2 protein-coding genes are annotated in these 1,016 nt (G+C 56.2%); one reads left to right on the top strand and one right to left on the bottom strand.

What is annotated here, in order from left to right:
- Positions 1-308 (top strand): transposase (locus XAXN_RS16795; protein WP_054320399.1); only part of this gene is annotated, 308 nt, incomplete at its 5' end.
- A gap of 439 nt (positions 309-747) precedes the next feature.
- Here XAXN_RS16795 and XAXN_RS16790 read toward each other — a convergent pair.
- A partial coding sequence (locus tag XAXN_RS16790) for a transposase (RefSeq protein WP_054320398.1) occupies positions 748-1,016 on the bottom strand: 269 nt, incomplete at its 5' end.

Below are 1,016 nucleotides of genomic sequence, written 5' to 3'. Positions count from 1 at the left end.
CGATCGGTGGAAAACCAGGGCGTGCGCGACGCTGGCCAGGCAAACTGCATGCCGACAAGGCCGACGACATCGACCGTTGCCGCAACGCCCTCAAGCAGCGCGGCATCATTGCGCGGATTGCACGCAAGGGCATCGAACGCAACGACCGCCTGGGCCAGCACCGCTGGGTCGTCGAGCGCACGCACGCTTGGTTTGCCGGCATGGGCAAGCTGCGTATCCGCTTCGAACGCCGCATCGATATCCACTTGGCGTTGCTCTCGCTTGCATGCTCCATCATCTGCTTACGCATGCTTCCTGGGTTTTGTTAGCCGCTCTAAGTCGGATACTCAAACGTAGTCGCGTGGGCTTGGCCCAAGATATCTCCGTAAAGTATCCACTGCGATTGATCTTGTGTTGTTGTAAAAACAAACCATAGCGCGCCGATCCGAAGCGTTGGAATCCGCAGCTCCCGATGATCAAAGGTGCCTTGGCGATTTAGGAATATGCCAACAGTGAGTGAATTTGAAGAGTATTTTGTCAAGCCATCGATGATTGCTTGAATGTTGGACGAGCTGTTGAGTGATTCCGGAACCAGCTCCTTCAATTGAATCGGTGCAAAGTGCCGTGTACTTCTCCCTTCCCAGATTGCAATGAAATCATAATCAGATGCCTCGACGGGACTGAAGCGTACGTGCACTCCAAGGTTACGTGACATGCCTATGCTAAAGAGCGCAGCCTGCCTGTACTCTCGTGCACTTTTAAGAGCGGCTAACAAAACCCAGGAAGCATGCGTAAGCAGATGATGGAGCATGCGAGCGAGAGCAACGCCAAGTGGATATCGATGCGGCGTTCGAAGCGGATACGCAGCTTGCCCATGGCGGCAAACCAAGCGTGCGTGCGCTCGACGACCCAGCGATGCTGGCCCAGGCGGTCGTTGCGTTCGATGCCCTTGCGTGCAATCCGCGCAATGATGCCGCGCTGCTTGAGGGCGTTGCGGCAACGGTCGATGTCGTCGGCCTTGTCGGCATGCAGTTTGC

Origin of the sequence: Xanthomonas axonopodis, from assembly GCF_001304695.1 — a bacterium.
GTDB classification, from domain to species: domain Bacteria; phylum Pseudomonadota; class Gammaproteobacteria; order Xanthomonadales; family Xanthomonadaceae; genus Xanthomonas; species Xanthomonas axonopodis.
This window is presented reverse-complemented; position numbering and strand designations above follow the sequence as displayed.